We start from the raw sequence: 16,479 nt of genomic DNA, 5'->3' as shown, positions 1-16,479 counted from the left end.
TCAAAGCGTCCTATACGGTATCGCGTCGCACCATTATGGTCAAGGAAAATGTCAGCCGAAAGGCCATTTTGCGCGCACGGAGTGCAAAAACTCTGCGGAAACGCACATTTTTTGCTAGCATGCACGGGGTTGCAAAAAGCATACCCGCCCCCATTTCGCCCACCGCACCCGCAGCCGCTAAGATCCCCCATACCGCATGGCAACAGACAAAGAATTATCCGACTTTCTAGAAAATGTCGAGCGGCGCGCCTTCAAGCAAGCCGCCTACGCGGTCCGCAAGGAAGAATCGGCACTCGACATCGTGCAGGACGCCATGATCAAGCTGGCCGAGAAATACGGCGACAAGCCGGCCGCCGAGCTGCCGATGCTATTCCAGCGCATCCTGCAAAACACCATCCTCGATTACTTCCGCCGCGAAAAAGTACGCAACACCTGGGTCAGCCTGTTTTCCGGCATGAAGCCCTCGGGCGACGAGCATGAAGATTTTGATATACTTGACACTTATGAATCGGAACAGGGCTCCAGCGCCGCCGAATCGTCGGCCGACCAGGTCGAACGCGCGCAAATCCTTGATTTGATTGATGCAGAGGTACAAAAACTGCCGTCACGTCAACGCGAAGCCTTCCTCATGCGTTATTGGCAGGACATGGATGTGGCTGAAACAGCGGAAGCGATGGGTTGCTCCGAAGGTAGCGTGAAAACACATTGCTCTAGAGCTACCCACACGCTCGCCGAATCGCTGAAAGCCAAGGGAATTAAATTATGAACACCGACGATCTCAATTTCGCTTACAAAGTGCGCCATGCACTGAACGAAAAACTCGACGACCTGCCCGCATCGGCCACCGATCGCCTGGCAGCGGCACGCAAGCTGGCCCTGTCGCGCAAGAAGGCGGACGCGCCCGCCGCCGTCGCCGTGCGCCAGAATGTGTTCGCCGGCGTGGCCAGCAGCCTGTTTGTCGAGCCGCTGTCGTGGCTGGGCCGCATGAGCGTGATCATCCCCCTGCTGCTGCTGGTCGGCGGCATGGTGGGCATCTATCAGTTTGAGCAAGAACAACATATTGCCGAACTGGCAGAAATCGACGCCGCCGTGCTGTCGGACGAATTGCCGCTTTCCGCCTACATGGACCATGGCTTCAACGCCTACCTGACGAAACGCGAGCAATAATGACACGCTCAAGCGTACGCAAAGGCTGGCTGGCCGGCGGCATCGGCCTGGGTGCCTGCGCCCTGGCCGGCGCCGCCTGGGTTGGCGCGCAGCAACATGCCGCGCCCGCCGCTCCTCCCGTGGCAGCCGCACCCGTGGTGGCGCCCGCGCCGGCCTCGACAGCCAAGCCCGGTTCGCCCCGCACGGCCGGCAAGGGCGGTACGCCGCCGAAGACGGGTGAGAATCCCTCGTGGAACAAGTTGTCGCGCGCGCAGCAGGAAGCACTGCAGCCGCTGGCGAGCGAATGGAACAAGCTGGAAGCCTTGCGCAAGCAGAAATGGCTCGATATTGCCAGCCGTTTCGCCTCCATGACGCCGGACGAGCAAACCCGCGTGCATGAACGCATGCGCGAATGGATCAAGCTGACGCCGGAACAGCGCCGTCTCGTGCGCGAAAACTATACGCGCACGAAGAAGATTGATCCTGGTCAAAAAACCGCGCAATGGGAGCAGTACCAGCAATTGCCGGAAGATCAAAAGAAAAAGCTGGCGACGGAACTCGTGCCGAAAAAGCCGCTGGAAAAAGTGCCCGCGATCAATTCGAATACGAGCAAGCCGGCCCCGATCCTGCTGCCCGCCACGCCGGCAGCGCCTGCGGCCGCCGCGCCCGTCCTGCCGCCCGCGCCCGCAGCGACGGCCGTGCCGAGCGATCCCGCCGTGGCCCCCGCCACCGTGCCCGTCACGCCATCTGTTACGCCATCTATTACGCCTGCCCCACTGCCAACCAATGCCAAATAGCACGCCTGCCGCCAGCCTCACTTCCCATCCCACGATCAAGCGCCGCCTGATTTCCATGGTGTACGAGTCGCTGCTGGCCCTGGCCGTGCTGTTCCTGCCCTTCCTGCTGTTCGAGCTGGCCGTGCAAGGCGCGCATACGCCGTTGACGGAACACATGCGCCAGTGCCTGGCCTTCCTCGTCATGGGTGCGTATTTCATCCATCAATGGAGCCGCGAAGGGCAAACCCTGGCCATGAAGACGTGGCGCCTGAAAGTCGTGCTGCCGGGCCACGCCCACGTGCCGTTGCGCGTGGCCGCGTACCGCTATGTGCTGTCGTGGATGTGGCTGCTGCCTGCCCTGCTGGTGTCGTATCTGCTGGACTTGCAGCACTGGACGGCCCTGGGCGCCATCGGTGTCGGCATCCTGGCGTGGTCCAGCACGGCCCTGTTCACGGGCAATGGACAATTTCTGCACGACAAGCTGGCGGGCACGCACATCGTGCAATTGCCGGCTCCCGCGAAGAAGCCGAAGAAAGTCGCCGCCTGAGTTTTTACGCGGCTTGACCTGGGTCATTGAAGCGCCACGGGGGCTCTGCGATCATGGCATGCCATGAATACTACTGCCCCCCTCCCCCACACACGCTTCGCTCCCTACCGCGAGGAAGTCTGCAGCGAAGACGAAGTCAAGCATCTCGTCCACACCTTTTATGCGGCCGCGCGCGACGATGCCATGCTGGGCCCCATCTTTGCCGCCGAGGTCAAGGATTGGGATGCCCACCTGGCCACACTGGTCGATTTCTGGTCAGGCTTGCTGCGCGGCACCATGCGCTACCACGGCAAGCCGCTGGCCCAGCATGCGCAAATGGAACACCTCACGCCCTGCATGTTCCGCCGCTGGCTGACCCTGTTCTTCGCCACGACGGAGAGCATGGGCAATGCGGCCTTGCAAGAGAAGGCCGACACCATCGCCTTGAATATTGCCGAACGGCTATGGAAAAGCTTTGCAGAAAGCCATTCCATCGTGGCGCCGCAGCTTTAGAAGCGTTCGTAACCCTGCAGGTAGCGCCACTGACCTGACGGCATGGCGCCCATCGGGATGCGACCGATGCGCAAGCGCTTCATGGCGACGACGTCCAGCCCCACCATCTTGCACATGTGGGCGATCTGGCCCGGCTGCACGTTTTTCAGGGCGAAACGCAAACGCGTTTCATTTTGCCAGCTGACCTTGATCGGCGGCAAAGGCTTGCCATTGAAGGGCAAGCCGTGATTGAGCAGCGCCAGGCCGTTTTCCATGATGCTGCCGGCCACTTCCACGATGAATTCCTGCTCCACCGTTTTCGCTTCGTCGACCAGCTTGCGGGCGACGCGGAAATCCTGCGTGAATACCAGCAAGCCGGACGCCATGGTGTCGAGCGGATTGGTGATGGTCAGGCCGATCAGGTGGCGCTTGAGGAAGCGCGTGACGGAACTGGGCGCCACGTTTTCCGGCGTGAAGATCTCTTCGGGACGCAAACAGCTCAAGGCTGGCTTGCCTTCCGCGCCGATGCCGCCGTTGATGCCGGCCGGCTTGTGCAGCAGAATCGTTACGGGCGGCATTTCTTCCAGCGTCGCGTTCGGCAACAGCACCACCGTTTGATTGTCGGCCACGCGCGCGCCCGACTCTTCCACCAGCACGCCGTCGACCGTCACCCAGCCGCCCTCGATATACAGCTCGGCCTCGCGGCGCGAACAGGGCACGTCTTCAGACAGGCGCTTGGCCAGGCGGACGGTGGGCATTTCAATAGGTGTGGTCATGGAGGAGGCGCAAAAAGCAAGAGGAGGAGAAAGCCGGTATTGTAACCGACCCGCTCCTCCCCTCGTTTGCCCTTGCGGATACTTTGCCCTGCGGATACTTTACGCGCCCGCCTTGGCCAGCTCTTCGGCAAAGAAGCGGTGCCCCATCTCTTCCAGGCCCAGGGTTTGCAACACTTCCTGCAAGCGTTCCGTCGGACGCTGGCGCGGCAAGTTCTTGTAGCTGGCGATGATCAGTTCATTCTTCATCGAATGCTCCCAGCCCACCAGTTCCGTCACGCTGACCTGGTAGCCATGCGCTTCCAGCTGCAGGCAACGCAGCACGTTGGTGATCTGGCTGCCGAATTCGCGCGTATGCAGCGGGTGGCGCCACAATTCCGTCAAGACATTCTTGCCCAGGCTCTTGCCCTTGTTCTTCTTCAATACGGAGGCGACTTCAGCCTGGCAACATGGCACCAGCACCATGAATTTCGCCTTTTTCTTCAAGGCGAAATGGATGGCGTCGTCGGTGGCAGTATTGCACGCGTGCAAGGCCGTGACGATGTCGATCTGCTGCGGCAGCAAGGTCGATTCCGTCGATTCGGCCACGGACAGCGGCAAAAACGACATGCCGGGGAACTTGAATTTCTTCGCCAGCTCCTGCGAACGCTGCACCAGTTCTTCGCGCGTCTCGATGCCGTAGATGTGCGAACCGTCGTTGCCGTTCTTGAAGAACAGGTCGTACAAGATGAAGCCCAGGTAGGACTTGCCGGCACCGTGATCGACCAGCGACACGCCAGGGTGGTCGAGCTGCACTTCGCGCAGCAGCGGCTCGATGAATTGCGTCAGGTGATACACCTGTTTCAACTTGCGGCGGCTGTCCTGGTTCATCTTGCCGTCGCGCGTCAGGATGTGCAATTCCTGCAGCAAGGCGACCGACTGGCCATCCTTGATCTCGGGCATGTTGCTGGCGGCGGTGATGACGTCTTTCGGCGCGGCGACTGCGGTGGCGGCGGCTGCCGCGCCCTTAGCGCGCTTCATCGATCCACGCCATCTGTATCGCTTCGAGCACTTTTTCGCCGCCGCGCGTGTGGTCATCGTCGAAGCCGTCCAGTTCCACCACCCAGTTGTGCAGGTCAGTGAAACGCACGGTCAGGGGATCGATGTCCGGATGCGCATCGTACAGCGCCTCGGCGATCGCGTGAATGTCGGACCATTTCATGTTAGTGGCTGCCTTCGCTGACCTGGTTGATCGTGTATTTCGGGATTTCGACGACGAGGTCGGCCTCGGCCACGATGGACTGGCACGACAGGCGCGACACGGCTTCCAGGCCCCAGGCCTTGTCCAGCATGTCTTCTTCCAGTTCCGTCGCTTCGTTCAGCGATTCGATGCCTTCACGCACCAGCACGTGGCAGGTGGTGCAGGCGCACGACTTTTCGCAGGCGTGCTCGATGTCGATGTCGTTTTCCAGCAGGATGTCGCAGATGGACTTGCCGGCAGGGGCTTCGATGACGGCGCCGTCCGGGCAAAGCTTGGCGTGCGGCAGGATAACGATTTGTGGCATGGTGTCTTCTTTCAGTCTGTCATTCGGAGCGCGGCCGTAGCGAGTGCCTGCGGCGCGCTGTTCAATTGGTTTTATACGACCTGGTCCAGGGATTTACCCGTCAAGGCCGTGCGCACGCTGCGGTCCATGCGGCGCGAGGCGAAATCCTCGGTGCCGTCGGCCAGCGCCTCGATCGCCAGCTTCAGGGCCTGGTGATCGATGGCGCCGCTTTGCGATTGCGCAATGGCGTCACGCACCTTGTTCATCAGGCCGTCGACGGCTGCGCGTTCGTCTGCATCGAGCAAGCCGCCGTCTTCATCGAGCGCCGACTGCGTGGCCAGCAGGATGCGTTCCGCTTCCACCTGCTCTTCGCGCAGCGCGCGCGCCACCATGTCGACGTCGGCCGAGGTGTACGAATCCTGCAGCATGCGGGCGATGTCGTCGTCGCCCAGGCCGTAGGCCGGCTTGACGCTGATCGACGCTTCCACGCCCGAGCGCAGCTCGCGCGCCGACACGGACAGCAAGCCGTCCGCATCGACCTGATACGTGATGCGGATGCGCGCGGCGCCCGCCACCATCGGCGGAATGCCGCGCAGCTCGAAGCGCGCCAGGGAACGGCAATCGCTGACCAGTTCACGCTCGCCCTGCAGCACGTGCACGGCCAGGGCCGTCTGGCCATCCTTGAATGTCGTGAATTCCTGGGCGCGCGCGCACGGTATCGTCGAATTGCGGGGGATGATCTTTTCCACCAGGCCGCCCATCGTTTCGATACCCAGCGACAGCGGGATCACGTCCAGCAGCAGCCAGTCGTCTCCGGCGGCGCGGTTGCCTGCCAGCAAGTTCGCCTGGATGGCCGCGCCCAGCGCCACCACTTTGTCGGGGTCGATGTTCGCGTGCGGCGTCGTGTGGAAGAATTCGCTCACGGCGCGCTGCACGTGCGGCATGCGCGTGGCGCCGCCCACCATCACCACGCCGTCGACGTCGTCCGCATCCACGTTCGCGTCGCGCAAGGCTTTCTTGATGGCGTTCATGGTTTTCACGACCAGGTGCTGCGTCATGGCGGCAAAGTCGGCTGCCGTGATGCGCAGATGGATTTCTTCGCCCGAGTTCAGCTTGGCGTCGATCGTCGTTTCCGACTTAGTCGACAGCAATTCCTTGATCTCGCGCGCCTTCACCATCAGGATGGCCGTGTCTTCGTCCGACAGCGGCGCCAGCTTGGCGTGCTCGCTGATCCAGCAGAACAGGCGGCGGTCGAAATCGTCGCCGCCCAGGGCCGAGTCGCCGCCCGTGGACAGCACTTCGAACACGCCCTTGCTCAATTTCAAGATCGAGATGTCGAAGGTGCCGCCGCCCAGGTCATACACGGCGTACACGCCTTCGGACGCGTTATCGAGGCCATACGCGATGGCGGCGGCCGTCGGCTCGCTCAGCAGGCGCAAGACATTGATGCCGGCCAATTGCGCCGCATCTTTCGTGGCTTGCCGCTGTGCATCGTCGAAATACGCTGGTACAGTAATCACGGCGCCCACCAGGTCGTCGCCGAGCGAATCTTCCGCGCGCTGGCGCAGGGTGGCGAGGATCTGTGCCGACACTTCGACGGGGCTTTTCACGCCGGCCACGGTTTTCAGCTGCACCATGCCAGGCGTGTCCTGGAAATCGTAGGGCAGGTTTTCCGCATAGGCGATGTCGGCCAGGCCGCGGCCCATGAAGCGTTTCACGGAAACGATGGTGTTCTTCGGGTCGGTGGTTTGCGCAGCCAGGGCCTTGTAGCCGATGTTCGCGTGGCCGTTCGGCAGGTAGCGCACGACGGAGGGCAGCAGGGAGCGCCCGTCTTCGTCGTTGAGCACCTCGGGAATGCTGTTGCGGACGGTGGCGACCAGGGAATTGGTGGTGCCAAGGTCGATGCCGACGGCCAGGCGGTGCTGGTGCGGCGCGGTCGACATGCCTGGTTCGGAAATTTGCAGAAGTGCCATTGTATTCGTGCCTCGATTAATTTTTTGCGTGATGCAGTTGATGCCTGACGCGCATTATAAGTCGCGGGCCAGACTGGCGCTTGGCACGCCGGTCAAGCGATCGCCTGGTCAAGCCTCGATGGCCTCATAGGCAAAACGGACTTCCTCGCCGAATTTGTCGAGGAACATCAGGGCGCGCACGCTTTGCGCGGCATTCGCGTAGTCGGCCGCGTCCAGCTGGGCCGCCACCTGGGCCAGCAAGGCCTTGCGTTCGCCGCGCAGCTGGCGGTCCAGGGCGTCGAGCGCGTCGGCATCCTTGCCGGCACGGGCGTCGCCCAGTTCTTCGCGCCATTCCATCTGCTGCATCAGGAAACTGACGGGCATGGCCGTGTTCGACTCCGTCTGCAGGTCGACGCCATTGAGTTCGCACAGGTATTGCGCGCGTTTTTGCGGGCTTTTCAGGGTTTGATAGGCTTCATTGGCGCGCGTGGCCCATTGCATCGCCACGCGCTTTTCAGCGCTGCTGGCATTGATGAAGCGGTCCGGATGGACCTTGCCCTGCACGTCGCGGTAGGCCGCGTCGAGCGCGCTCATGTCGAGCGAGAACTGCGCCGGCAACTGGAATAATTCGAAGTGGTTTTGCATAATGGTCAGTGGTCGCTGTACCGCAATCGATGGGTACAGCGCACCGACCGGGGTCTTGCCAGCTGTTTAAATCCTGAAGGACTCGCCGCAGCCGCAGGCGTCTTTTTCGTTCGGATTGTGGAACTTGAAGCCTTCGTTCAAGCCTTCGCGCGCGAAATCGAGTTCCGTGCCGTCGATGTAAGGCAAGCTTTTCGGGTCGACGAAGACTTTCACGCCGTGCGATTCGAAGACGCTGTCTTCGGCCGCCACTTCATCGACATATTCGAGCTTGTAGGCCAGGCCCGAGCAGCCCGTGGTGCGCACGCCAAAGCGCAAGCCCATGCCCTTGCCCCGCCGTTCGATATAACGGTTGATGTGTTTCGCCGCTTTTTCGGTCAGTGTGATCATGTATTTCTCCGCTCCTGTTCCCACATGGGAACAGGTATCAAAATCCAACAAATTCTAGAGTGCCTGAAAAACGTTCAGGGCAAGGCGCATTGCCGCAGGCAGTACGACTAGTACGACAAGGCAATGCAACGCAGCCATGGGCGTTTTCTCAGGTGCTCTACGCGGCCGGATGGCGGGTCTGATAGTCCAGCACTGCCGCCTTGATGGCGTCTTCCGCCAGGATGGAGCAGTGGATCTTCACTGGCGGCAGGGCCAGCTCTTCGGCGATCTGCGTATTCTTGATGGCCAGCGCCTGGTCCAGGGTCTTGCCTTTCACCCATTCGGTCACCAGCGAGCTCGAGGCGATGGCCGAACCGCAGCCGTAGGTCTTGAATTTCGCATCTTCGATCAGGCCGTCGGCGCCGACCTTGATCTGCAGTTTCATCACGTCGCCGCAGGCAGGCGCGCCTACCATGCCGGTGCCGATGGTTTCATCACCCTTGTCGAAAGCGCCCACGTTGCGCGGGTTTTCGTAGTGATCGAGTACTTTGTCCGAGTAAGCCATTTTGATGCTCCTTAAATATTCTTGCCGGCCCTGTCCAACAGGGCCAGGGTATTGGTTAGTGGGCAGCCCATTGGATCGAATTGATATCGATGCCATCTTTAAACATGTCCCACAGCGGCGACAGGTCGCGCAGCTTGTGTACTTTCGATTTCAGCAGGTTCACGGCGAAGTCGATGTCTTCCTCGGTCGAGAAGCGGCCGATGGTGAAGCGGATCGAGCTGTGCGCCAGTTCGTCGCTGCGGCCCAGGGCGCGCAGCACGTACGATGGCTCCAGGCTGGCCGAGGTGCAGGCCGAACCGGACGACACGGCGATATCCTTGATCGCCATGATCAGCGACTCGCCTTCGACGTAGTTGAAGCTGACGTTCAGGTTGTGCGGCACGCGGTGCTCCATGTCGCCGTTGATGTAGACTTCTTCGATCTCCTGCAAGCCCTTGGCCAGGCGGTCGCGCAAGGCCTGGATGCGGCCGATTTCGCTGTCCATCTCTTCCTTGGCGATGCGGAACGCTTCGCCCATGCCGACGATCTGGTGCGTCGGCAGGGTGCCCGAACGCAGGCCGCGCTCATGGCCGCCACCGTGCATCTGCGCTTCCAGGCGCACGCGCGGCTTGCGGCATACGTACAGGGCGCCCACGCCTTTCGGGCCGTAGGTTTTGTGCGCCGTGAAGGTCATCAGGTCGACCTTGGTCTTTTGCAGGTCGATGACGACCTTGCCCGTCGCTTGCGCGGCGTCGCAATGGAAGATGATGCCTTTCGAGCGGCAGAATACGCCGATCTCGTCGATCGGCTGGATCACGCCGATTTCGTTGTTCACCAGCATCACCGACACGAGGATGGTGTCCGGGCGCACGGCCGCGGCCAGCTGCTCGACGGTGATCAGGCCGTTGTCCTGCGGTTCCAGGTAGGTCGCTTCAAAGCCGATGCGTTCCAGTTCGCGCACCGTGTCCAGCACCGATTTGTGCTCGGTCTTGACGGTGATGATGTGCTTGCCCTTGGTCTTGTAGAACTGCGCCGCGCCCTTGATGGCCAGGTTGTTGCTTTCCGTTGCGCCGGACGTCCAGATGATTTCGCGCGGATCCGCGTTCACCAGGGCCGCCACGTGGCCGCGTGCCTCTTCCACGGCTTTTTCCGCCGTCCAGCCGTACATGTGGCTGCGCGATGCCGGATTGCCGAACTGCTCGCGCAGGTAGGGAATCATCTTGTCGGCGACGCGTGGATCGATCGGCGTCGTGGCCGAGTAATCCATGTAGATCGGGAAATGCGGTGCGGTTTCAAAGTGCACTTGGCCTACGTTTTTTTCTGGGGCGTTCATCAATAACTCCTGCAATCAGCAACTGGTATTTTTGTCATTATCAACCGAGGGCGGCGTGGTTACGGTGCATCACCATCACGCTTTGCTCGGCATTCTTTTGTCTCTGCTGGTCGACCAGGTCCTGCAAGGACACAGAATCCAGATAATCGACCATTTTTTCGTTGAGTGTGGACCACAATTCATGCGTCATGCAGCGCGCGCCCGTGGCCGCGTCGGCGCCGTGGCAATGTTCCTTGCCGCCGCACTGCGTGGCGTCCAGCGGTTCGTCGACGGCGATGATGATGTCGGCCACCGTCACCTTGTCGGCGCGGCGCGCCAGGCTGTAACCGCCGCCTGGGCCGCGGATCGATTCGACGATCTCATGCCGGCGCAGCTTGCCGAACAGCTGCTCCAGGTAGGACAGGGAAATCGACTGGCGCTGGCTGATACCGGACAAGGTGACCGGTCCCTTGCCCTGGCGCAGGGCAAGATCGATCATCGCTGTCACGGCAAAACGGCCTTTTGTAGTCAGACGCATACATCCTCTGGTCAACTGGTTTAAAATATTGCGGCTTTTCAACTCCTCAAACCCCGAGTAGTTGAATGATTTAGTCAAGTATAACAAATTCGGCGGGGTTTGTCAGAGCGCCCCTCGATGACCACAGGGCTGGAAGGGGCATGGCCGGCCGCGCCAGGCGCGGCGGCATCAGGAAAACAACAGTCGGGAAATCGCAGGGCGTTCTCAGCCCCGCAAAGCGGTCCGCACTTTCATCAGTTCAAACCCCAGCAGGTTCAAGCCGTCCCAGCGGGCGGGGTCCAGGATGCGCGGATTGTCCGACGCCAGGCCCACGCCCCATATCCGGTCGACGGGACTGGCTTCGACGATGACGCGCTCGCCCGTGCCCAGCAAAAACTTGCGCAGCGCAGCCTTTTGCGAGAACTTGGCAAAGTTGCCATCGAAAACGATGCCGGCGCGCGCCGCTTCCCACACCCTGGCGTCGAAGTTCGCCACTTCACGTCCCAGCTTCTTCACTTCCGACGGCCGCTCGGCCGCCACGATGCGCGCCTGCACCGCCGTGTCGCCAAACAGGGCCGCCTTTTGCGCCATCATGTAATGCTCGGCCGTCGCATACGTCACGCCGGCCAGGCTGAACGGCGACGGAAACCACTGGCTGAAGCAGCTTTTGTCGGGCACCTGCGGCTGCGCCGGCGTGTGCCCCCAGAAATACAGATAGTCGGGCACGCCGCCCGCCGCGATCCACGCCTTCAATTCTTCCACGTTACTGATTTGCATATTCCCCGCACTTCCGCCAGACAGGCGATGATTCAAGCTCAAGCACGCAATAGTTGCATCGGGCCAAACAAGGCCTGCATGTCACGATTGCCGATAAAGGACAGATTATACGGATGTTCCGCCGTCACCTGCGGCAAGGATGTCGCCACCGGCAGACGTTTGATCAGCTCGGCGATCTTGCCCCACAGCACCAGTTGCGGATGCACCGCCCCGCCCGGCTGCGCCAGCGCTTCCAGCACCACCTGCAGGAAAGGCAGCCAGCCACGCGCATCCTGCACGGGCGGCACGTGGGAACGGAACACCAGCGCCGCGTTCAGCAGCAAAAAGCCCTGCTCCGTCATCTTGCGCTGCAAGTCGGGCAGGGTCTGGATCACGCCGCTGTCGGCTTGCAGCGCGGCCGCTGCCACGGGCGCCATGGCCGCGCCGGACGTATCGCCGCCCTGCAGCTGGCCACCGGCCACCAGCAGCATCTTCATGAAGTTGCGCAAGGACGTGGCGCGGTTGACGGGTTTCGACAGGCCCGTGGCCGACCACAGGCTGCCGACGGCGCCATCCATGAAACACACGCCCGTGGCGCTGTCGGCGCGCGGATACGGCCCCTCGCCCACCAGCACGTAGCGCACCTGCGCCAGCGGCAGGGCGAAGGCGGCGAACAGCCGGCCCTGCGTGGGCAGGTAATCGTCGGCGGCCAGCGCCGGCAGGTAGGCGGGATCGGCCGCCATCACGGCCTGCAAGCCGCGCAGCAGGATGGGACGCCAGGAAGCATGCGCCAGGGACAGGGCATCGCTGATGCTGGCAGGAACGGTTGTTGCGGTCATGGGCACGTGAAGTATTTGGGCAAACGCAAATTGTAGCGCACCGGCAAGATGGCATTGACTGATCAAAATCAAGCACGCATAAAAAAACCCCGCCTGTTGCCAGACGGGGCTTCCCGCACCGCGCCGTGTGTTGCTATTCGGCGTCAGGCTGCTGCGACGGGTGCGCCGCAATAAAGGCTGGCAAGCCGGCGCAATGCGCATGGATGCGCACCACGCGCGGATACGGCGCCAGGTCGATGGCAAAGCGCAGCGCATTGAACACCTGCGGCACCAGGCAGCAATCGGCCATCGTTGGGCTGTCGCCATGACAGAACAGCCCCGTGCCGGCAGGATCGCCCTGCGCCAGCAGCGCTTCCACGGCCGCCAGCCCTTCGGCCATCCAGTGGCGGTACCACTCCTGCTTGACCTCGTCCGACAGCCCAAGCGTCCCTTTCAGGTATTTCAGGACGCGCAGGTTCGTCAACGGATGGGCGTCGCAAGCGATGGCCAGCGCCAGCGCGCGCACGCGCGCCCGTTCCAGCGGGTCCGCCGGCAGCAAGGGCACGCCAGGGCGCGTCTCTTCCAGATACTCGAGCATGGCCAGCGACTGCGTCAGGATGGCGCCGTCGTCGTCGAGGGCCGGCACCAGCGCCGACGGGTTGACGGCGCGGTAGGCCGGCAGCAGCTGCTGGCCGCCATCCTGCAGCAGATGCACGGGGATGCTGTCGTAAGCGATGCCCTTGAGATTCAAGGCGATGCGCACGCGGTAGGCGGCCGAACTGCGAAAGTAGGTGTACAGCTTCACGGGCGGCCTCCTCAGGCGCGCGTGGCGCCAGCGTACAGGGCCACGGTCTGCTCGATGCTGCCGAAGATGCTGGCGCCGGCCGCGTCGCGCATCTCGATGCGCACCGTGTCGCCGAACTTCAGGTACGCCGTCTTTGGCGCGCCGTGTTCGATGGTTTCATACATGCGCACTTCGGCCAGGCAGCAGTAACCGACGCCGCCGTTCTCGATGCTGGAGCCAAACAGGTTGCCCTGCTTGTTCGACACGGTGCCCGAGCCAACGATAGTGCCGGCGCCCAGTTCGCGCGTCTTCGCCGCATGGGCGACCAGTTGCGCAAAATTGAAGGTCATGTCTTCGCCCGCATTCGGCTTGCCGAACGGCTTGTCGTTCAGGTCCACCAGCAGCGGCAAATGCAGCTTGCTGTCCGCCCAGGCCGCGCCCAGTTCATCGGGCGTGACGGCGACGGGCGAAAACGCGCTGGCCGCCTTCGACTGGAAGAAACCGAAACCCTTGGCCAGTTCGCCCGGAATCAGGTTGCGCAGCGAGACATCGTTGACCAGCATGACCAGGCGAATCGCCTTCGCCGCGTCATCCGCGCCGGCGCCCATGGCCACGTCGCCCATGATCACCGCCACTTCCGCTTCCAGGTCGATGCCCCACTCTTCGGACAGGGCGAAGATGGGGTCGCGCGGGCCGATGAAGCTGTCCGAGCCGCCCTGGTACATCAGCGGGTCCGTGTAGAACGAGGCCGGCACTTCCGCGTTGCGCGCCTTGCGCACCAGTTCCACGTGGTTGATGTAGGCGGAACCGTCGGCCCACTGGTAGGCGCGCGGCAGCGGCGAGTGGCACTGATTTGCATCAAACGGCTGCGCGTCCGGCGCCTGGCCCGCGTTCAGATTGGCGTACGCCTGTTCCAGCTTGGGCGCGACGGCGTCCCAGTTGTCGAGCGCCGCCTGCAGGGTGGGGGCGATGGCGGCCACGCGCTGGTACTGGCGCAGGTCGCGGCTGACGAGGATCAAGGCGCCGTCGCGGCTGCCGTTTTTCAGGGTTGCGAGTTTCATGGTATTCCTGGTTCGGTGTATTGGTCAGAGAGTGTCGGTCTGCAGCAGTCAATCTGCTGCGTTCAGGCGTCGGCCGGCGCATGCATCCAGGCGGCGTGCTTCGGTGCGCGGCGCGTCTGCGACCATTCTTCCAGCATTTCCCATTTGACGGCGTCCAGTTTGGCCATCATTTCCGGCGTGCCCACGTTGGCCGCCAGCTCCAGGCGGTGGCCGTTGGGGTCGAAGAAATAGATCGACTGGAAGATGGCGTGGTTGACGGGGCCCAGCACCTCAATGCCGCCGGCCACCAGGCGCTCCTTGGCGGCCAGCAGTTCTTCCATGCTGCCCACTTCCAGCGCCAGGTGCTGCACCCAGGCCGGGGTATTGCGGTCGCGGTCCATCGGCGGCTGCGTGGGCAGCTCGAAGAAGGCCAGCACATTGCCCTGGCCCGCGTCGAGGAACACGTGCATGTACGGGTCCGGCGCCTTGGTCGACGGCACCAGGTCTTCCGCGATGGCGAGGACGAAATTCATGTTCAAATGCTTGACGTACCACTCGACGGTTTTCTTCGCGTCGATGCAGCGGTAGGCGACGTGGTGGATCTGCTTGATTTTCATGCGGTCTGTCTCCGATGGATGGCGCCCTGGGCGCGATGTTTTTCAGCTTTTCACCATTAGAATCCAGTTACAGCTATCATACAAACAATTTTTAACCATCGATTTATCGGATTATCTTATGAGTCCCAGCCTGCGACAGATGCGCGCCTTCGTGGCGCTGGCCAAGACGGGCAGTTTTACCCTGGCCGCCGAATACCTGCACGTGACGCAGTCCGCCTTGAGCGGCTTGATCAAGGAACTGGAAAGCGTGCTGGGCGTGCGCGTGGTCGAGCGCAGCACGCGCAAGACGCAGCTGTCGGAAATCGGCCGCGAGCTGTATCCGCTGTTCGAGAAGATGATCGAGGACCTCGACGGCGCCATGGCCGGCATCGCCCAGCGCAAGGCCCTGAAAACGGGCATGGTGCGCATCGCCGCGCCGCAGATGATGGCGTGCACCCTGCTGCCGGAAGTGATCGCCGCCTACCGCCAGGCGCACCCGGACGTGCAGCTGCGCCTGGTCGACTGCCCCGTGGAGAATGTCTCGGCGCGCGTGTTCAGCGGCGAAGTCGATTTCGGCATCGGCCCCGAGCGCGATCCGACGGCGGAAATCGCCGCGCAGGTGCTGTTCGAAATGCCCTTCGTGCTGGTCTACCCCGAGCAGCATCCGCTGCGGCAGAAAGAACGCGTCACCTGGGCCGACGTGGGCGACTACCCATTCATTTCGCTGCAGGGCCAGTTCACGGAACGCCTGCTGCGCGACATGCACGGCGCGTTTCGCGAGCTGTCGCTCAATCCCTACAATGAAGTGACCTTCATGACGACGGCGCTGGCCATGGTCAGCGCCAACCTGGGCATCACGGTGTGCCTGCCGTACGCGGAGCCGATGGTCAAACTATACAATTTGCACATGCGCGCCCTGCACGAACCGGAACTGACGCGGCGCTTTTTCGTCTACACGAAGACGGGCCGTTCGCTGTCGCCGGCGGCCGAAAGCTTCATGGCCTTCCTGTTCCGCTTTGTCGAGACGCACGAGTGGAACGTGGGAGCGGGCGGCCCGGCTGGCGCCGTTTTATAATCGCGCATCGCCCCCTCACCGCCCGCACCATGACCCAGCCCGACCTGTCCGCCATCGACGCCGCCACCATCGCCATCAACCAGCGCATGACCACATTCGACGGCCATGCGCAGGTCTGGCTGTTCGGCTATGGCTCGCTGATCTACAAGGCCGATTTTCCCTACCTCGAACGGCGGCCCGCCAGCATCGCCGGCTGGACGCGGCGCTTCTGGCAAGGTTCGCACGACCACCGGGGCACGCCGATGGCGCCGGGCCGCGTCGCCACCATCGTGCCGCAGGCGGGCGCCGTGTGCGACGGCATGGCCTACCTGATCACGCCCGAAGTCTTCGCCCACCTCGACCACCGCGAAAAGAACGGCTACCTGCGCCTGGCCACCGAGATCACCTTCGACGACGGCAGCAAGGCCGAAGGCCTGGTGTACATCGCCAACGAGGAAAACGCCGCCTTCCTCGGCGCCGCGCCGGAACTGGACATCGCGCGCCAGATCGCCCGATCAAGCGGCCCCAGCGGCCCGAACAGCGACTACCTGCTGCACCTGGCCAGCGCCCTGCGCGAGCTGGGCAAGAGCGATCCGCACGTCTTTGCCATCGAGCAACATCTGGCGCAATTGAAGGATGCGCCGCCTGCCGCGCAGTGAGCTGCAGCGGGCCGCCGGCTTGCATGATGCAAGCGATGAAAATCTTTTTATTGTGACAATTGGCGACTATCGCCGTTTCATTAACGCCCATAATCGGAACGCGCGATTCCTTTATGCCCGAGTAGGGCAATGGCACGCGTCAGGAGGCAGCGGGGCAAAACAAAAATGATGGCCCTGCACGATCGGAGCGAATTCATCGG

Annotated in this window: 22 protein-coding genes; 7 read left to right on the top strand and 15 right to left on the bottom strand. The window is 62.4% G+C overall.

From position 1 onward, the window contains the following. Positions 1 to 196 precede the first annotated feature (196 nt). The 5 genes from OX459_RS06160 (at position 197) to OX459_RS06140 (ending at position 2,961) form a co-directional block, all read left to right on the top strand. Positions 197 to 766 (top strand): RNA polymerase sigma factor, encoded by a 570-nt coding sequence (locus OX459_RS06160; protein ID WP_034779551.1) that lies wholly within the window; start codon positions 197 to 199, stop codon positions 764 to 766. Further along, positions 763 to 1,167, top strand: coding sequence for a DUF3619 family protein (locus OX459_RS06155; RefSeq protein WP_099667147.1), 405 nt, complete (start codon positions 763 to 765; stop codon positions 1,165 to 1,167). The genes OX459_RS06160 and OX459_RS06155 overlap by 4 nt, the downstream gene beginning before the upstream one ends. Next, complete coding sequence (locus tag OX459_RS06150) at positions 1,167 to 1,943, top strand: DUF3106 domain-containing protein (RefSeq protein WP_289904213.1); 777 nt, start codon at positions 1,167 to 1,169, stop codon at positions 1,941 to 1,943. The genes OX459_RS06155 and OX459_RS06150 overlap by 1 nt, the downstream gene beginning before the upstream one ends. Continuing rightward, entirely contained in the window at positions 1,933 to 2,469 is a 537-nt protein-coding gene (locus OX459_RS06145) for an RDD family protein (RefSeq protein WP_289904212.1), read from the top strand. Before OX459_RS06150 ends, OX459_RS06145 begins: the two co-directional genes overlap by 11 nt. Positions 2,470 to 2,532: 63 nt before the next feature. Then, entirely contained in the window at positions 2,533 to 2,961 is a 429-nt protein-coding gene (locus OX459_RS06140; protein ID WP_099667144.1) for a group III truncated hemoglobin, read from the top strand. On the opposite strand, the gene OX459_RS06135 is transcribed toward OX459_RS06140, so the two are convergent. The 15 genes from OX459_RS06135 to OX459_RS06065 all read right to left on the bottom strand — a co-directional run bounded on the left by OX459_RS06135 (position 2,958) and on the right by OX459_RS06065 (position 14,587). Then, positions 2,958 to 3,716, bottom strand: a complete 759-nt coding sequence (locus tag OX459_RS06135; protein ID WP_289904210.1) for an rRNA pseudouridine synthase — start codon at positions 3,714 to 3,716, stop codon at positions 2,958 to 2,960. The two genes, OX459_RS06140 and OX459_RS06135, sit on opposite strands and share 4 nt — an antisense overlap. 99 nt (positions 3,717 to 3,815) lie before the next feature. Beyond that, positions 3,816 to 4,733 carry an SAM-dependent methyltransferase gene (locus tag OX459_RS06130; protein ID WP_099667142.1) on the bottom strand — a complete coding sequence of 306 codons (918 nt, stop codon included), beginning with the start codon at positions 4,731 to 4,733 and terminating at the stop codon, positions 3,816 to 3,818. Continuing rightward, a complete protein-coding gene (gene iscX, locus OX459_RS06125) occupies positions 4,720 to 4,914 on the bottom strand; it encodes a Fe-S cluster assembly protein IscX (RefSeq protein WP_071076333.1) in 195 nt (64 codons plus the stop codon). The genes OX459_RS06130 and iscX overlap by 14 nt, the downstream gene beginning before the upstream one ends. A 1-nt stretch (position 4,915) precedes the next feature. Continuing rightward, entirely contained in the window at positions 4,916 to 5,257 is a 342-nt protein-coding gene (gene fdx / locus OX459_RS06120) for an ISC system 2Fe-2S type ferredoxin (protein ID WP_034750070.1), read from the bottom strand. A gap of 71 nt (positions 5,258 to 5,328) precedes the next feature. After that, a complete protein-coding gene (gene hscA, locus OX459_RS06115; RefSeq protein WP_289904209.1) occupies positions 5,329 to 7,209 on the bottom strand; it encodes a Fe-S protein assembly chaperone HscA in 1,881 nt (626 codons plus the stop codon). A gap of 108 nt (positions 7,210 to 7,317) precedes the next feature. Beyond that, positions 7,318 to 7,833, bottom strand: a complete 516-nt coding sequence (hscB, locus tag OX459_RS06110; RefSeq protein WP_230520945.1) for a Fe-S protein assembly co-chaperone HscB — start codon at positions 7,831 to 7,833, stop codon at positions 7,318 to 7,320. 66 nt (positions 7,834 to 7,899) lie between these two features. After that, positions 7,900 to 8,220: an iron-sulfur cluster assembly protein IscA gene (iscA, locus tag OX459_RS06105; RefSeq protein ID WP_010399774.1), complete on the bottom strand. Its 321-nt coding sequence runs from the start codon at positions 8,218 to 8,220 to the stop codon at positions 7,900 to 7,902. 157 nt (positions 8,221 to 8,377) lie between these two features. Further along, the gene (gene iscU / locus OX459_RS06100) at positions 8,378 to 8,764 is read right to left on the bottom strand and encodes a Fe-S cluster assembly scaffold IscU (protein ID WP_034750082.1); all 387 of its coding nucleotides are present in this window, start codon (positions 8,762 to 8,764) and stop codon (positions 8,378 to 8,380) included. A 55-nt stretch (positions 8,765 to 8,819) separates the two neighbouring features. Then, positions 8,820 to 10,046 (bottom strand): IscS subfamily cysteine desulfurase, encoded by a 1,227-nt coding sequence (locus OX459_RS06095; protein WP_289898886.1) that lies wholly within the window; start codon positions 10,044 to 10,046, stop codon positions 8,820 to 8,822. A 70-nt stretch (positions 10,047 to 10,116) separates the two neighbouring features. After that, positions 10,117 to 10,593, bottom strand: coding sequence for a Fe-S cluster assembly transcriptional regulator IscR (iscR, locus tag OX459_RS06090; protein ID WP_065310626.1), 477 nt, complete (start codon positions 10,591 to 10,593; stop codon positions 10,117 to 10,119). A gap of 204 nt (positions 10,594 to 10,797) precedes the next feature. Further along, positions 10,798 to 11,349 carry an NADAR family protein gene (locus OX459_RS06085; protein WP_251351403.1) on the bottom strand — a complete coding sequence of 184 codons (552 nt, stop codon included), beginning with the start codon at positions 11,347 to 11,349 and terminating at the stop codon, positions 10,798 to 10,800. Between the two features lie 38 nt (positions 11,350 to 11,387). Continuing rightward, positions 11,388 to 12,167, bottom strand: coding sequence for a uracil-DNA glycosylase (locus OX459_RS06080; RefSeq protein ID WP_289904208.1), 780 nt, complete (start codon positions 12,165 to 12,167; stop codon positions 11,388 to 11,390). Between the two features lie 133 nt (positions 12,168 to 12,300). Then, positions 12,301 to 12,951, bottom strand: a complete 651-nt coding sequence (gene maiA, locus OX459_RS06075; protein ID WP_289904207.1) for a maleylacetoacetate isomerase — start codon at positions 12,949 to 12,951, stop codon at positions 12,301 to 12,303. An 11-nt stretch (positions 12,952 to 12,962) separates the two neighbouring features. Beyond that, positions 12,963 to 13,991 (bottom strand): fumarylacetoacetate hydrolase family protein, encoded by a 1,029-nt coding sequence (locus OX459_RS06070; protein WP_289904206.1) that lies wholly within the window; start codon positions 13,989 to 13,991, stop codon positions 12,963 to 12,965. Between the two features lie 62 nt (positions 13,992 to 14,053). Beyond that, complete coding sequence (locus OX459_RS06065; protein ID WP_092710160.1) at positions 14,054 to 14,587, bottom strand: VOC family protein; 534 nt, start codon at positions 14,585 to 14,587, stop codon at positions 14,054 to 14,056. Positions 14,588 to 14,705: 118 nt separating this feature from the next. Between OX459_RS06065 and OX459_RS06060 the strand changes: the two genes are divergently transcribed. Together OX459_RS06060 and OX459_RS06055 are read left to right on the top strand one after the other, a co-directional pair. After that, a complete protein-coding gene (locus OX459_RS06060) occupies positions 14,706 to 15,641 on the top strand; it encodes a LysR family transcriptional regulator (protein ID WP_077407156.1) in 936 nt (311 codons plus the stop codon). A 53-nt stretch (positions 15,642 to 15,694) separates the two neighbouring features. Further along, positions 15,695 to 16,279 (top strand): gamma-glutamylcyclotransferase, encoded by a 585-nt coding sequence (locus OX459_RS06055; protein WP_289904823.1) that lies wholly within the window; start codon positions 15,695 to 15,697, stop codon positions 16,277 to 16,279. Positions 16,280 to 16,479 lie beyond the last annotated feature (200 nt).

The organism is Janthinobacterium sp. SUN026 (genome assembly GCF_030397625.1).
Taxonomy (GTDB): Bacteria; Pseudomonadota; Gammaproteobacteria; order Burkholderiales; family Burkholderiaceae_D; genus Janthinobacterium; species Janthinobacterium kumbetense.
The sequence above is the reverse complement of the archived record's forward strand: the minus strand, read 5'-3'. Positions and strand labels throughout refer to the sequence as shown.

Coding starts and splice junctions, on each gene's coding strand:
- OX459_RS06160 (WP_034779551.1), top strand. CDS start 197: ATGGCAACAGACAAAGAATTATCCGACTTTCTAGAAAATGTCGAGCGG.
- OX459_RS06155 (WP_099667147.1), top strand. CDS start 763: ATGAACACCGACGATCTCAATTTCGCTTACAAAGTGCGCCATGCACTG.
- OX459_RS06150 (WP_289904213.1), top strand. CDS start 1,167: ATGACACGCTCAAGCGTACGCAAAGGCTGGCTGGCCGGCGGCATCGGC.
- OX459_RS06145 (WP_289904212.1), top strand. CDS start 1,933: ATGCCAAATAGCACGCCTGCCGCCAGCCTCACTTCCCATCCCACGATC.
- OX459_RS06140 (WP_099667144.1), top strand. CDS start 2,533: ATGAATACTACTGCCCCCCTCCCCCACACACGCTTCGCTCCCTACCGC.
- OX459_RS06135 (WP_289904210.1), bottom strand. CDS start 3,716: ATGACCACACCTATTGAAATGCCCACCGTCCGCCTGGCCAAGCGCCTG.
- OX459_RS06130 (WP_099667142.1), bottom strand. CDS start 4,733: ATGAAGCGCGCTAAGGGCGCGGCAGCCGCCGCCACCGCAGTCGCCGCG.
- iscX (WP_071076333.1), bottom strand. CDS start 4,914: ATGAAATGGTCCGACATTCACGCGATCGCCGAGGCGCTGTACGATGCG.
- fdx (WP_034750070.1), bottom strand. CDS start 5,257: ATGCCACAAATCGTTATCCTGCCGCACGCCAAGCTTTGCCCGGACGGC.
- hscA (WP_289904209.1), bottom strand. CDS start 7,209: ATGGCACTTCTGCAAATTTCCGAACCAGGCATGTCGACCGCGCCGCAC.
- hscB (WP_230520945.1), bottom strand. CDS start 7,833: ATGCAAAACCACTTCGAATTATTCCAGTTGCCGGCGCAGTTCTCGCTC.
- iscA (WP_010399774.1), bottom strand. CDS start 8,220: ATGATCACACTGACCGAAAAAGCGGCGAAACACATCAACCGTTATATC.
- iscU (WP_034750082.1), bottom strand. CDS start 8,764: ATGGCTTACTCGGACAAAGTACTCGATCACTACGAAAACCCGCGCAAC.
- iscR (WP_065310626.1), bottom strand. CDS start 10,593: ATGCGTCTGACTACAAAAGGCCGTTTTGCCGTGACAGCGATGATCGAT.
- OX459_RS06085 (WP_251351403.1), bottom strand. CDS start 11,349: ATGCAAATCAGTAACGTGGAAGAATTGAAGGCGTGGATCGCGGCGGGC.
- OX459_RS06080 (WP_289904208.1), bottom strand. CDS start 12,167: ATGACCGCAACAACCGTTCCTGCCAGCATCAGCGATGCCCTGTCCCTG.
- OX459_RS06070 (WP_289904206.1), bottom strand. CDS start 13,991: ATGAAACTCGCAACCCTGAAAAACGGCAGCCGCGACGGCGCCTTGATC.
- OX459_RS06065 (WP_092710160.1), bottom strand. CDS start 14,587: ATGAAAATCAAGCAGATCCACCACGTCGCCTACCGCTGCATCGACGCG.
- OX459_RS06060 (WP_077407156.1), top strand. CDS start 14,706: ATGAGTCCCAGCCTGCGACAGATGCGCGCCTTCGTGGCGCTGGCCAAG.